This is a genomic window from Vibrio profundi, from assembly GCF_043642225.1.
GTDB lineage: Bacteria > Pseudomonadota > Gammaproteobacteria > Enterobacterales > Vibrionaceae > Vibrio > Vibrio profundi_A.
In genome coordinates, this window is record NZ_JBHZSF010000004.1 from 314,941 (window position 1) to 328,195 (window position 13,255).

At 45.2% G+C, this 13,255-nt stretch carries 9 protein-coding genes; 6 read left to right on the plus strand and 3 right to left on the minus strand.

What is annotated here, in order from left to right:
- Positions 1–18: 18 nt before the first annotated feature.
- Positions 19–1,455, minus strand: a complete 1,437-nt coding sequence (locus tag ACHUFI_RS09795; RefSeq protein ID WP_394248602.1) for a DUF2867 domain-containing protein — start codon at positions 1,453–1,455, stop codon at positions 19–21.
- Positions 1,456–1,555: 100 nt separating this feature from the next.
- Here ACHUFI_RS09795 and ACHUFI_RS09800 point away from each other — a divergent pair, with 100 nt between their 5' ends.
- The 5 genes from ACHUFI_RS09800 (at position 1,556) to nhaA (ending at position 8,698) form a co-directional block, all read left to right on the plus strand.
- Positions 1,556–2,929 (plus strand): MATE family efflux transporter, encoded by a 1,374-nt coding sequence (locus ACHUFI_RS09800; protein WP_394248640.1) that lies wholly within the window; start codon positions 1,556–1,558, stop codon positions 2,927–2,929.
- Positions 2,930–3,052: 123 nt separating this feature from the next.
- Positions 3,053–3,724, plus strand: coding sequence for an ABC transporter ATP-binding protein (locus ACHUFI_RS09805; RefSeq protein WP_394248604.1), 672 nt, complete (start codon positions 3,053–3,055; stop codon positions 3,722–3,724).
- Positions 3,705–6,158, plus strand: a complete 2,454-nt coding sequence (locus ACHUFI_RS09810) for an ABC transporter permease (protein WP_394248606.1) — start codon at positions 3,705–3,707, stop codon at positions 6,156–6,158. Before ACHUFI_RS09805 ends, ACHUFI_RS09810 begins: the two co-directional genes overlap by 20 nt.
- Positions 6,159–7,280 carry a lipocalin-like domain-containing protein gene (locus ACHUFI_RS09815; protein ID WP_394248608.1) on the plus strand — a complete coding sequence of 374 codons (1,122 nt, stop codon included), beginning with the start codon at positions 6,159–6,161 and terminating at the stop codon, positions 7,278–7,280. It abuts the gene before it with no gap.
- A 269-nt stretch (positions 7,281–7,549) separates the two neighbouring features.
- Positions 7,550–8,698 (plus strand): Na+/H+ antiporter NhaA, encoded by a 1,149-nt coding sequence (gene nhaA / locus ACHUFI_RS09820; RefSeq protein WP_394248610.1) that lies wholly within the window; start codon positions 7,550–7,552, stop codon positions 8,696–8,698.
- Between the two features lie 64 nt (positions 8,699–8,762).
- Here the strand turns inward: nhaA and ACHUFI_RS09825 are convergent, their stop codons facing one another.
- Positions 8,763–9,362, minus strand: coding sequence for an OmpA family protein (locus ACHUFI_RS09825; protein ID WP_394248642.1), 600 nt, complete (start codon positions 9,360–9,362; stop codon positions 8,763–8,765).
- Positions 9,363–9,376: 14 nt separating this feature from the next.
- Positions 9,377–10,687 (minus strand): TolC family outer membrane protein, encoded by a 1,311-nt coding sequence (locus tag ACHUFI_RS09830; protein ID WP_394248612.1) that lies wholly within the window; start codon positions 10,685–10,687, stop codon positions 9,377–9,379.
- Between the two features lie 298 nt (positions 10,688–10,985).
- Between ACHUFI_RS09830 and ACHUFI_RS09835 the strand changes: the two genes are divergently transcribed.
- The coding region (locus ACHUFI_RS09835) for a VCBS domain-containing protein (RefSeq protein ID WP_394248614.1) at positions 10,986–13,255 on the plus strand (2,270 nt) is incomplete at its 3' end.

The window sequence follows — 13,255 nt, forward strand, 5'->3', positions numbered from 1 at the left end:
ATCAGAGCAGCCTTTTTGCTAACTAGGTGTTTGTTTTTTTGCCTCTTTGACAATGGCTTTTACCATCCCTTTAAAAATAAAAAGGTGCGCTGGCATCATTGCAAACCAGTACAGTAATCCTGAAAATCCTTTTGGATGCCACCAAGCCGTAACGTTCAATTCTCGCACATCACCTTTGTCTGTAATGGTGAATTCAAGGCGACCAAGCCCGGGCCCTTTCATGCCGAAGAGCAGTGATAGGAAGCGAGTTGGCTCACAGCGGATCACTTTCCAAGAATCGATGTAATCACCGACTTTTAATGTTTCATTTTCCGGAGTGCGTCTTACCGGCACACCTGCGCCTACGAAAAAATCGAGCCATTCCCGGGTACGCCATAGCATATTCGCAAAGAAGTAACCTTTATCAGGGCTACCAATTTGTTTAACCACTTGCCATAGCTGCTCTTGGGTAAGGGAGCTTTCTATGCTAGCCCCAGTATGTTTCGGGTAATAGCCGAAGCCCGGCTGCCATCGTTTAAACGCGGCTGTATCAAAACCCCAGATATTACTTTTAACAAAAGTCCCTTCTGCTTGAATCGCTTGTTTGACCATTTTTTCGTAAGAAATTAATGGCTGAGGAAAGCGTTGTTGAATTGATTGTGAATCGGCAATGAAATCGTGCGCTAACCCAGAAAGCAAGGCTCTCCCAATACTAGAAGGCACGGAAGTCACAATGCCTAGCCAGTATGAAGCCGTCGCGGGAGTCAATAAGGAAGTAGCCCACAAACGAAGTGGCTGGTTTGCTACTGTGGCGATGTGTTCAAACTGTTGTCGGTAGCTTAACGTTTCCGGCCCTCCAACCTCATAAACTTGGCTAGTTTCAACCTTCTCTTGAGCAAGACAAAGCAGGTAATGATTAAGGTTTTCTAACGCGATGGGGTTGGCTTTGGAGTCCACCCATTTAGGGGCGATCATAATTGGCAGGTTATAAACAAAGTCTCGCATGATTTCGAAGGCAGCGGAGCCAGGGCCAATGATGACTCCGGCTCTGAGCTCTGTAATCGGCACTGAGCTGGCTCGTAGAATTTCTCCGGTCCGTTTACGCGCCTCCAGGTGCTTGGATGAACCATAAGGTGGCTGAAGGGAGCTAAGGTATATAACGTGTTTGTTGTTTTCGGTTAATGAATCCGCAAAGTTGTTTGCCAGCTCGAGTTCGTAGTCAATAAAGTCATGCCCATGAGCCATACCGTGAACAAGAAAAAAAATCAGCTCAAACTCAGGGACGATTTGTTCCGTTTTTCTTTTATCTGCAAGGTCGAGGTAGGTGACGGTTAGGTTTGGATGAGATGGTGTTCGAGCTTTTAGATAGTCGATGTGTCTCGCAGCTGCGGTTACTTGATAACCTTGCTCTAATAGCAGGGGAAGCAGCTGGGAACCTACATAGCCAGAAGCACCTAAAACCAGAACTTTTTTCATCTAGGCTCCTTTATTGAAGATGGTTAAAAACTAAACCCTTGATATAATAGCGCGTAATTTTCCTTTATTCATCAATGTCTTCCAAAGAGGTGATATGAGAATGCTGCTTTCTAATGTTCTGCATCACACCAGAGGCGATTTCATACGCCGTCTGATCGCTATTGCTTTACCAATTACATTGCAAAGCATTATGTTTTCTAGTCGAGGATTGGTGGATGTGCTGATGCTCGGCCAGCTAGGGGAAGCTGAAATTGCAGCGGTTGGTGTTGCCAGTCGAGCGATGTTTGTTACAACAATTATGCTGGTTGGAGTGACGACGGGAGGAGCATTACTTACTGCGCAGTTTTGGGGGGCAGCAGACAGGCAAGGTGTCAGAGAAAGCACGGCATTGACTTGGTTGATCTCGATGTTTTTTGCTGCTTTAACGGTGGTGTTTTTTATTTTGTTTCCCACTCAGATAATGTCGCTGACTACTGATTCTCAGGAAGTGGTTGCGTTAGGTGTTGAATACATCGTTATCACATCGCTCAGCATGTTTGCTGTTTCATGCGTAAGTAGCATGGCGGTTGGCCTTAGAGCAATGCATAAGCCTGGGGTCAGTACGTTCTTCAGTGGAATAGGCATCCTTTCTAACATCTTCTTAAATTGGGTTTTGATATTCGGTAACCTAGGCGCCCCAGAGTTAGGGATAAAAGGTGCTGCAATCGCGACGGTACTTAGCGGTACTATCGAAGTGGTGACGCTGTTTGGGTACCTTTATTTAAGAAAGCACTTATTGGCGTTTGGCTTGTCAGATATAAGAGCAGCTGCATCTGTTGATAAAATCAGTCGTTTCTTAAAGCTATCTATGCCAACAACGTTTAACTTTCTCGCATGGGCTGGGGGGTTATTTGCTTATCATGCGATCATGGGGCAATCCGGTGTTCAAGGCTTAGCGGCGCTGTCGGTGATGACGCCAGTAGAATCTATCTCTTTAGCACTGCTTATTGGGCTATCTAATGCCGCAGCTGTACTCGTGGGCAACCAGATAGGGGCTAAGCAAACAGAAGCAGTGTACTACCAAGCAATTGGCATAACATTTATCAATGTATTCGTTGGAATCGTGGTTGCGATTGCCCTCTATTTCGTACAAGTTCCAATCCTCAACTCTTTTAGTGCGTTAAGTGAAGAGACTAGAGCGCTTTCAGAAAAGTTTATTTTGGTACTAAGTGTTGGAATCGTACTTAGATCCATCCCTATGATGGTGATAGTCGGTGTATTACGAGCTGGTGGAGATGTTAAGTTCTGCCTCTATCAAGACCTTATTGCTCAATGGCTTATCGGTATTCCGTTAGCAGCATTCGCGGCAATTTATTTAGGCTGGGAGCCTGAATGGATATATCTTCTGTTTTTGACTGAAGAAGCGGTGAAATGGGGTGGTTCCCTTTACAGAATGAAGAGCAAAAAATGGATCAACAACTTGATCGAAAGTTAGACATAAAACGTATTTACGGTGCAACTTTATTCACATGCTGTGATCTATATTTCAAAATGCTTCCTACTAACAGTGAATTAGTGTAGATTCTCATTCCAAATTCTAACTTTCGTGAGTCGTTTAATGTTAAAGCTTTCTGACCTTTGTAAAGGCTATGTAGATGGGGGAGAGTTCCACCCTGTTTTACAGGGAGCAGAGTTAACATTAAACCAAGGTGATCAGTTAGCGTTAATGGGTGAAAGCGGCTCTGGCAAGAGTACATTGCTCAATTTAATCGCTGGTTTAGACCTTGCTGATTCAGGAGAGATATCCTTCCCGAATTTTGATATGCATAATTCGACAGAGTTCAAACGTACTGCTTATCGTCGTAATAATATCGGTCATATCTTCCAGCAGTTTAACCTTCTTCCTACCTTAAATATTGCTGACAACATTCGTTTTTGTCGCCAATTAAAAGGGCTGCCTGAAGATAAAGGCCTATGGAGACAAATCCTTTCGGCTCTCGACTTAATGCCATTACTTGGCCGCTACCCTGAGGAAGTGTCAGGGGGGCAGCAGCAACGTGCCGCTATTGCCCGTGCCTTATATATGGAGCCTAAGGTACTACTGGCTGATGAACCTACGGGTAGTTTAGATGAGCGTAATGCAGAGGCAGTGATGCGTTTGCTTACTTCGTTGGCAAGAGAACTTGAGTGTACCTTGTTATTAGTTACGCACAGTGAAAAAGTTGCGCTGCACATGGATGGTCGTATTCGCCTGCAAGGAGGGCAACTACATGTTATGGCCCGTAGTTAAAGCACTACTAGGTCATTACCGCCGTTACCCTCTTCAAATAATCTTAGTCTGGCTTGGATTAACACTCGGCGTTTCTCTTTTGGTTGGTGTCACCGCTATTAATCAGCATGCTAAGCAAAGTTATACCAATGGAGAGCGACTTTTCTCCAACCCTTTGCCTTACAGAATTAGACCTAAACATAACGCCAATAAAATCCCGCAGGGCTTTTACATTCAATTAAGACGCGAAGGCTTTCAGCAATGTGCGCCGTTTGATAATCACCGAGTGATTACCAATGAAGGCGATAATTTAATGCTTGTTGGGCTCGATCCAGTTGCGATGCTGCAACTTCAGCCCGCCGTCGCGCTAAAAGAGCTGACGACTCTTGGTTTGATGCGTCCTCCTTATCCTATTCTAGTTAGCCAAGACCTTTCCAAACATATGGAATGGAGCAGTGGTGATTACATTCCGTTAGCGGATGGAAGCCAACTCGGCCCCATTTTAGTTGATGAAAAGGGAGTGATTAACGGCACGCGTCTTATGGCGGATATTTCTTTGCTAAGGATGCTGAAACGCAGCTCTGGCTTATCAGTTATCGCCTGTGCTGATATGCCTCCGGAAAAATTTGAGCGCTTGAAGAAGTTATTACCCAATGGAATGACGATTTCACGCAGTTCTAAAGCGGAGCTGGAGTCTTTGACGAGTGCATTCCACTTAAATCTAAGTGCAATGGGGATGCTTTCTTTTGTCGTTGGCTTGTTTATCTTTTATCAAGCGATGTCGTTGTCTTTCATCCAAAGACAGCCGTTGGTTGGAATATTGCGACAAACCGGTGTGTCTGGATGGCAATTAGCCAAAGCCTTGTGTTTAGAACTATTCCTATTGGTATTCATCAGTTGGTTGTGTGGAAATGTATTCGGTTTGTTGTTGGCGAACCAACTGTTGCCAGCGGTATCGGCTAGTTTAGGTGATTTGTACGATGCGAATGTTGGCCTTTCAATCCAATGGAGTTGGAAGTGGTCCGGTTATAGCTTTGTTATGGCTGTAATGGGGGCATTCATTGCTTGTGCTTGGCCTTTGATAAGACTTCTTAAATCTCAGCCAATTCGTTTAACGTCCCGCTTATCACTTGTTCGTTTCGCTGGTACAGAGTTTACATGGCAGGCTTTGATTGGCTGTGCATTCTGTGTGGCGGCAGTAGCTGTGTACCAAGCTCCTCAAACTCAAGAATCTGGGTTTGTCATTATCGCATTAATGCTGATTAGCGTTGCTTTGTTTACGCCTTTCATTATGTGGAAGCTTTTCAATAGTTTGTCCTACTCGTTGAAATGGGTTCGCGCTCGTTGGTTCTTTGCGGACGCGGCGGCGAGTATGAGCTATCGCGGCGTTGCAACTATGGCCTTTATGTTGGCGTTAACTGCGAATATCGGTGTTGAAACTATGGTCGGTAGTTTCAGAGATACTACGGATAAATGGTTAACTCAAAGGCTTGCAGCGGATCTATATATCTACCCAACCAATAATGCGGCAGCGCGCATGAGCAACTGGCTATCTGAGCAGCCTGAAGTCGATTCTGTATGGTGGCGTTGGGAAAAAGATATCCCGACACCAAAAGGGAACATTCAGATCGTGAGCACGGGGGCTTCTGAAGGGGAGTTAGATGCTTTAACCATTAAATTAGGTATTCCAAACTATTGGTATCATTTACATCACTCGAAAGGAGTGATGATAAGTGAATCAATGTCGCTCAAGCTTGGTATTCGTCCGGGAGACTACATCGATTTGTATGACTCTCTTGGGAGTGGCTGGCAAGTTGTAGGGGTGTACTACGACTATGGTAACCCTTATCACCAAGTGATGATGTCACATCGTAATTGGCTTTACGGCTTTGCGGGCACTGGAAATGTGGGGTTAGGCGTATTACTGGAAGACAATGTCAACCCACAAGGGCTTCGACAACGCTTAGAAACGGTCTTTAGACTTAACTCTGAACGTATTTTTGATAACAACAATATCCACAGCCAAGCGATGCGTGTGTTTGATCGAACATTCGCGATTGCCGACACACTTGGGAATATCACACTTGTCATCGCAGTCTTTGGTATTTTCTTCGCAACGGTAGCCGGGGAGGTGTCGCGTCAACGGCATATATCCTTACTTCGCTGCTTAGGGATGTCTGGTAAAGAGCTTATCTTGATGGGTAGCCTGCAGTTGTTTGTTTTCGGCCTTATTTCGTCCTTGATTGCTGTGCCACTTGGTTTGGCGTTAGCAAGTTTGATCGTTGATATCGTCATTAAACAGTCTTTCGGTTGGTCTTTAGGGCTTCAAGTGATTCCATGGGACTACTTAGTAACGTTCAGTTGGGCGATGTTTGCACTAATGCTGGCAGGAGCACTACCCGTGTTACGTATGGTGCGTAATACCCCTATGAAATCATTAAGGGATGCGTTGTAAATGTCTAAGCGTTCATTTTTTGGTTTAGTTTCTTCATTGGTTGCATTCGGGCTACTTATCGCGTTGGTTGCAGTAGGCTTCTATTATTCATTTTTGTCTTCTGCTGGTGGAAAAGGGGTTAACGAAGTTAACTCGATCTTGGTAAGTGAAAATAAGAAGGTGTTTGAGCCGGTTTTGCCTGACAAAAATATTTCCCTGCCGAATGACTTTCAATTTCACCCGGACTTTCAGCATGAATGGTGGCACTACTTTGCTTCGGTACAGAGCGAGTCTGGAGAAAAGTTCTCAATCCAATGGAGCTTTTTTAGAATAGCGACCGATGAACGCGAGACTACTGGGTGGCAAAGCCCTCAATTGTATATCGCTAACATTGTGATCAGTTCTAAGCGAGGCGTCTGGAAAGAGCAACGCCTAGCTCGAGGAGGTATTGGTCAAGCAGGAATGAGCAATCGCCCGTTCCGTATTTGGATCGATAACTGGAGTTGGCGCTCTTTAAGCAGCACTCCGTTCCCTGGTCAACTTAAAGCCGTAACAGATACTTTTGGTGTTTCTCTAAATACGATCGCGAAAGGGCCGTATGTACTCAATGGAGAAAATGGCTACCAGCAAAAACACGACCTATTACCGGTGGCATCTTATAATTTCAGTGCGCCATTTCTAGCTGTAAGTGGGTCCCTAGACCTTAACGGCCTGAAAGTTAAGGTCTCTGGTAATGCTTGGTTACATAAAGAGTGGGGAAGCGGGCTATTAGGTGAAGGGCAGCAAGGTTGGGACTGGTTTGTCTTTAATCTTGATGATGGACAGTCATTGAGCGTTAACCGTTATCGCCATAATCAGCAGCTCCCATATGTGTTTGGAACCTTGGCGACTCGTTCTGGTAAAGTTATCCAGCTGACCGAAAAAGACATTGAAATCAAACCACTACAAAACTCTACTTTGATGAACGGACGTAGGTTGCCATTGCAATGGATCATCAACGTGAAAGAGCACGATATTAACCTGACCACGCGTATTGTACGCCGGGATATGTGGTTGCCGTTTGTGATTCCGTATTGGGAAGGGCCGATTTTGGCGAGTGGAAGCCATGAAGCCAAAGGTTTTATGCAGCTCACCGGTTATTGATTTGATGAAAGCCTCTTTATGAGGCTTTTTTTATATCTATAGAATTTAATCATTTCAAAACATAAACATATGAGATTTGAAGATATCTTCTATAATTAAGAAAAGTACCTAGTTGACTAATGGAATATACGTCGTATTGTTTAGTATTTGTAGGAAAAACCGAAGTTAAACATCCAAAGAAGTGATTACTGCTTAGATTTGGTTACCTATACACTCAAACCTATTCTTTGTTGTTCGTTTATTTAAATAATAAATATAAGGGCGAAATCATGAACGATGTCATTCGTGACTTCTTTAAAATGGAATCTGCAGGCGGGATTATTCTAGTAATCGCAGCTGCAATTGCCATGACTGTTGCAAACTCTCCGCTAAACGGAATTTATCAGGATACTCTACATACCTATGTTGCAGGTATGTCCATCTCCCACTGGATCAATGATGGTCTGATGGTAATCTTCTTCTTGCTTATTGGCCTAGAAGTAAAACGCGAGCTGTTAGAAGGCGCGTTAAAATCTAAAGAAACCGCTATCTTCCCTGCTATTGCAGCGGTAGGTGGTATGTTAGCTCCGGCGCTAGTCTATGTGTTCTTTAACATGGACAATCCTGAGGCAATTCAAGGCTGGGCTATCCCGGCTGCAACTGATATTGCTTTCGCGTTAGGTATTATGGCGCTATTAGGTCCTCGCGTTCCTGTTAGCCTAAAAGTTTTCCTTTTGGCTTTGGCGATCATCGATGACTTAGGCGTGGTGGTTATCATCGCTCTGTTCTACTCAGGTGATCTATCAACTATGGCATTGACCGTCGGTTTTATTATGACTGGTGTACTATTCATGTTGAATGCCAAAAAGGTGACTAAGCTGAGCGTGTATATCGTTGCTGGTGTGATCTTATGGTTTGCAGTATTGAAATCAGGTGTACATGCAACCTTAGCTGGCGTAGTACTGGGCTTTGCGATTCCACTGAAAGGAAAAGAGGGCGAGCATTCTCCGCTCAAGCACCTAGAGCACGCACTGCACCCATACGTAGCCTTTGCGATTTTACCTATCTTCGCATTCGCTAACGCAGGTATTTCACTAGAAGGCATTTCATTATCAAGCCTGACAGATATGCTGCCTCTTGGTATTGCATTAGGTCTTCTGGTTGGTAAGCCACTTGGTATCTTCAGCTTTAGCTGGGCAGCAGTGAAAATGGGTATAGCAAAGCTTCCTGAAGGGATTAACTTTGTTCACATCTTCGCGGTATCAGTGCTCTGTGGTATTGGCTTTACGATGTCGATCTTTATCTCGTCGTTAGCTTTCGGTTCTGCAAATGCTGAGTTCGACACATTCGCTCGATTAGGCATTTTGATGGGGTCAACGACGGCAGCAATCATTGGTTATGTGTTACTTCATATCTCATTACCAAAGAAGTCTAGCTAAGTTAGTTATCTCTAAAAGATAGAAAAAGGCCTCACGAAAATCGTGAGGCCTTTTTAATTGCGTTCTATTTTTCAAGTGTGGTGAAAATGGTCCACTCTTCAAGAACTTCTTCTTTTAAGCCTACGACTGTCGCTGTTACTTTGCGGTTTACGGCATGAGCAATATCATCATCACCCTCGTCTTCTAATCTATTTTCACCGTAGCCAATCACTCTTACTCGATTGGGTGAGATGTCGTAAGAAAGTAGTCTATCTTCAACGGTGTGCGCTCTTTTCTTCGAAAGGTCTAAATTATATTCTGGAGTCCCGATCTTACTGGCGTAACCCTGTATTTCGATTGATGCAGACGTGTATGTTTTGAGGAATTCAGACATGGTTTGAATTTGATCTGCAAAGATAGGGTTGATTTCATAAGAGTCATGAGCAAATAAGATTTTGAGTTGCTTAACTTCTTCTGAACGCAGTAACTCTCCACAGCCGTCGTTGTCGACCTGAGAGCTCGAAGGTGTGCCCGGGCAAATGTCTCTTGCATTGACAACCCCGTCGCCATCATCGTCGGTGAGATCGGATATCTGGTTAGCTGTTGGCGTTTCTATATATGGTTCTTCGGTGTACCCCCACGTCAAAGTCGAGAACGGTAGTGAGAGGTAAACCAATGCTATCATCAAATATTTCATGTTTAGTACTCCACTCTTTGAACCCATTCTTCGGGAAGGTCAACCAATAGAGCATCAAGCAAACTACCAGTGGCATTGAGCACACGATACTTGGCATATTGCTCGGAGTAGTGGGCATCTAAATAGTCTTTTCTTGCTTCGAATAACTCATTTTCTGTATTCAAGAGATCCAGTAGTGTTCGTTGGCCAATTCGATATTGTTTCTCATAGGCAATCACCGTTTCGGCTGCTGAATCGACGTGATCGGCGAGAAAGTTCTTTTGTTGAAGCGTTAGATCTAATGCGCTCCAAGAAAGTCTTAAACTTTCCTCAACTTGACGGTAGGCGTCATCACGTAAATCTTTTGCTTTGTTTAGCTGATAAGCTGCACTTTCACTTCGAGCATTATCAGAACCACCGTTGTAGAGGTTGTAACGCATACGAAGCATGGCTAAGGTTTCTTGGCTAGAGCCTTCGTCACCCGCGGCATCATCGCGCCAAGTTTGTGAGGCTTCAATTGAAAAGGTCGGGTAATTCACGCCTTTCGATTGTTTGTATTGATAATGTGCGGCATCAACATCGGTTGCTGCAATTTTGATCACTGGGTGATTATCAAATGCGTAGATAACGGCATCGGTCAGAGAAAGGGGAAGCTTAGAAATGTCAGCTCTAGGGTAGATTAACCCGAGAGGTTCCTGCCCCACCATGCGTCTAAATTGAGTGTGCGTATCGACCAAGTTATTTTGCGCGGCAAGTAAATTACCATGGGCTTTGGCGATTCGGGCTTCTACCTGTGAAAGGTCGGCGGTTGAGCCTAAGCCTGATTCAGCACGTCGCTGTATATCTTTAAAGATACGCTTGTGAACAGAAAGGTTGCTTTCAGAAAGTGCGAGTACTTCTGAGGCTTTGACCGCATCTAAATAGATTTGTGTCACTTCCAAAGCGGTATCTTCAGCGTCGGCAATCAATTGTAATCTGACCGACTCAGCATCTGCCGCAGTTCTATCCATATCATTAAGGGTCGCAGAGCCATCCCATAATAGTTGGGTCAGTGTCACAGACGCTTCCTTTCTGGTTAAGTCAGTATCTGGCCCGTTGACGGGAACGGGGCGAATTCCTTCATAACCAATGCCTGCATCGAGATCAATGCTTGGTCGATATGCCCCAGAAGCTGCTTCATTTTGCTTTTTGCTGCTTACAAACTCATTAAAGATGCTTTTTATTTGTGGGTTCGTTGCTAACGTGATTGCCACTGATTGCTCTAACGTTTGAGCAGACACTGGATTAGCTAGAGCCACCACACACCCTATCCACGTTAATTTGAATAATTTCAAAGTAATACTCCTTCTACTCTATAGGCGTTTCTCTTAAATAACCTTTATTGATGAAATGCTAAGTAGAGTTTTATTAATCGAAGCTTAGTTCATGAAACTAAAAATGAGAACAGCCACCAATTAATTAACATTAAATCATTATATTGATTGACAATTTGATTTTAAAATTGATTTTTATATTGATAGTGAGTTGATTATCAATAGTGTTGGGCTAGATTTATAGGATGCGACAAATGTAGGCAGGGCTATGTCTACGGGTTGACATAGGGGTTGTCGCTGTGGCTATAGGGATAGGATTATGAAGTTCGCAAATCTAACAATTCATGCTTTGGCGAGTGGTGTAGTGGTTTTGGATACTCAGGGGCAAATGAGGCGTTTAGAGCCTGGTGAGCAACCCGGGCCAGGTGATCTCATAGTCGATTTGGGAGAAGGAGCGGCAGGTGAAACTGATATATCAGCTCAACTAGTCGATGAGCAGCTACAAGCCACCGATATTGCTCTTGATGATGTCATCGGTCAAATTGTTCAGCAAATAGAACAAGGGGTGGATCCGACACAGCAAGGGGATGAATTCGCTACCGCCGCCGGAGGACAAAATGGGTCGAGTCTCACTGGTTCTGGAGATATTGAAAGAACAGGTTCAGAGACTCAAGCCTCTACGGAATTTGATACTTCAGGTCTAGAGTCCCAAGGATTGTCAGAGACTCAAAGTTTAGCGCTGACTGAGATTATCGCTCAAGCGCTTATTAGCGGTGTCACCATAGTTAACGAAGATGAAACTGATGTGGCAATCGTAACCGGTGGAACGGTAACAACTGACGATGAGACCGTTACGTTTGTGCCAATTGTGGATGCCCCTGGAGACAATGGTTTTGGTACTTTCTCCATTGATGAGGATGGTAACTGGACTTTTACTGCGAACGATTCATTTGATGAGTTGGCTGCAGGTGAAACAAACACTGATACAATCACTGTCATTACGACAGACGATACTGAGCAAGTTCTGACTGTAAATATTAATGGTACGAATGACGCTGCTATAGTGAGCGCAGACGATATCCCACTGGTAGAAGACGATGCTCCTCTTGCTACAGCTGGAACGCTGACTGCAACAGATGTCGATAATCCCGATAATACATTTATTGCCGTGAATACTGTTGGAACAATTGGTACGTTCGACATGGACGAAGACGGTAATTGGACCTTCTTAGCCAACAGCGCCTTTGACGAACTCAATGTTGGCGACAGCGTCACCGAAACTTACAACGTGACTTCGGTCGACGGTACGCCAAGCACCGTGAAAATCACCATCAATGGCACCAACGATGCGGCGATTGTCAGCAGCGCCGATGTGGCGATGGATGAAACCGACGCACCACTCGCGACTGGCGGTACCTTAACTTCGAGCGATGTCGATAACGACGACAACAAGTTTGTGGCCGTTAACACAGTCGGAGCGATTGGTACGTTCGATATGGACGAAGACGGTAATTGGACCTTCTTAGCCAACAGCGCCTTTGACGAACTCAATGTTGGCGACAGCGTCACCGAAACTTACAACGTGACCTCAGTTGACGGCACGCCAAGTACCGTGAAAATCACCATCAACGGTACTAACGATGCGGCGATCGTCAGCAGCGCCGATGTGGCGATGGATGAAACCGATGCGCCACTGGCGACTGGTGGTACCTTGACTTCGAGCGATGTCGATAACGACGACAACAAGTTTGTGGCCGTTAACACAGTCGGCGCGATTGGTACGTTCGATATGGACGAAGACGGTAATTGGACCTTCTTAGCCAACAGCGCCTTTGACGAACTCAATGTTGGCGACAGCGTCACCGAAACTTACAACGTGACCTCGATTGACGGCACGCCAAGCACCGTGAAAATCACCATCAACGGCACCAACGATGCGGCGATTGTCAGCAGCGCCGATGTGGCGATGGATGAAACCGATGCACCGCTCGCGACTGGCGGTACCTTAACCTCCAGCGATGTGGATAACGATGATAACAAGTTTGTCGCAGTCAACACTGTCGGGGCAATTGGTACGTTCGATATGGACGAAGACGGTAATTGGACCTTCTTAGCCAACAGCGCCTTTGACGAACTCAATGTCGGCGACAGCGTCACCGAAACTTACAACGTCACCTCGGTCGATGGCACGCCAAGTACCGTGAAAATCACCATCAATGGCACTAACGATGCGGCGATTGTCAGCAGCGCCGATGTGGCGATGGATGAAACCGATGCGCCACTCGCGACTGGCGGTACCTTAACTTCGAGCGATGTCGATAACGACGACAACAAGTTTGTGGCCGTTAACACAGTTGGCGCGATTGGTACGTTCGACATGGACGAAGATGGTAATTGGACCTTCTTAGCCAACAGCGCCTTTGACGAACTCAATGTCGGCGACAGCGTCACCGAAACCTACAACGTGACCTCGGTGGATGGTACGCCGAGTACCGTGAAAATCACCATCAACGGTACTAACGATGCGGCGATTGTCAGCAGCGCTGATGTCGCAATGGATGAAACCGATGCTCCTCTTGCTACAGCTGG